The following is a 1873-nucleotide window of genomic DNA, read 5'->3' on the forward strand; positions in this document are numbered from 1 at the left end:
ATTTACTGTAACTACAACAGCAACAGGTACTACTCCGGTAGCAAACATATTTGCTGTATCTGGTAAGGTAATAGGCGACTGTCCTTCAATGGGTACTGCCTCTGCTGCACCAACTTCAAGTACTGAAGCCACCATAAACTGGACTCTTTCTTCAGTCGGTGACGGAGCTACTGCTGCTACAACATATACAGTTGAACTTTACTCAGACTCAGCTTATACAACTCCTGTTGCAGGATTCCCTTCAACTGGTATAACAAACACTTCACTTTCGGTAACAGGACTTACTTTTGGTAGTACATATTACTACAAAGTAAAAGCTAACAACGGAAACTGTGATTCTGGCTATGTAACTGGTAGTTTTACAATGCAATATTGTACACCTACAACAACCTATACCGGAAGCTACTATGTAAACAACTTTACAACTACATCGGTATTTGGAACCAACATAAGTAATGCTACCGGATATACTGCAGCTTACAACAACTATTCTGCACAAGGCGTTACAGTAGCAAGCGGAAACTCATTTGGTTTCTCACTTGGCGTACAGTCTTATACTTATGCTGAAGTTTGGGTAGACTGGAATGGCGACCTTGATTTTGATGATTCAGGTGAGCTTATGAGCAGCTTTACAACCTATGGTACTTCAAGCCCTACAACTTTCACTGGCTCTATAACTGTGCCATCTACAGCTGCGATAGGTTCATATAGGTTAAGGGTACGCTCTCGTTACTACTACAACACTACAGCTTCATCTTGCGGTAACTTAAACTATGGAGAAACCGAGGACTATACCATAAATGTTATTGCCCCTCCTACATGTTTCACTCCTACTGCTATTTCAGCTACTTTCAACAGTACTACAGGTACATTTAGCTGGACGGCTCCTACATCAGGAACCACTCCTGAAGGATACGAATATGTAATTACTACTACTGCCGGCACACCTACCGGAAGCGGTACTACAACTACAACAAACTCTTTTACTACAACAGTTTCTCTTAACACTACCTATTACGTATATGTGCGTAGCAGCTGTGGTGGTGGAGATTACAGTGTATGGAACAATGCTTCATTCTACACCGGTTACTGTACACCTTCTAGCTCTAGTACTACTTACTACATTACTGGTTTCAGTACTACAGGAGGCGTTACTAACATTACTAACACCGGCACAGGACAAAGCACAAGCGGTTACGGAGACTATACTGCTCAGTCGGTATCTAACTATGCCGGTACTACTATCAACTTCAGTGCTAGTTTCAGCACAGGCACTTATGGCTTAGCTATTTGGGTAGACTGGAATAACGACTACGACTTTAGCGATAGTGGCGAACAACGCTTTGTGTCTTCTGGGTACAACGGCAGCTACAGTAGCAGCTTTACCATACCTGCTGGTACTGCACCTGGTAACTATAGGATGAGGGTATTTGCAGACTACTATTCTACAGCACCGTCTAACCCATGTGCATTTAGTACATCAGGTCCTTACGGCGAAGCTGAAGATTACACACTTACTGTAACCCCGGATCTTTCTTGTATGTACCCAAGCAACCTTGCTGCTACACCGGGCCTTACAAGCGCAACACTTAGCTGGACAGCCCCTACAAGTGCGCCGTCTGATGGTTACCAGTACTATGTAAGTACTTCATCTACTGCTCCTACAAGCGGCACTACCCCTTCAGGTTCTGTAGGTGCAGGAATTACAACCGTTAACGTTACAGGCCTTACAACAGAAACTACCTACTATTACTGGGTACGTTCTAACTGTGGTAGCGAAACCAGCCCATGGACAGGAGGCAGCAGTTTCTACACTACATATTGTACACCTACATACAGTAACTGTGACTCTACGCACCGTATAACTGCTGTG

At 43.8% G+C, this 1873-nt stretch carries 1 protein-coding gene; it reads left to right on the top strand.

All coding sequences use genetic code 11. The features are described from left to right. On the top strand, positions 1 to 1873 hold a 1873-nt coding region (locus ACLI1A_RS19505), incomplete at both ends, for a GEVED domain-containing protein (RefSeq protein WP_411410373.1).

It is taken from the genome of Flavobacterium sp. RHBU_3, from assembly GCF_046613565.1.
Lineage (GTDB): Bacteria > Bacteroidota > Bacteroidia > Flavobacteriales > Flavobacteriaceae > Flavobacterium.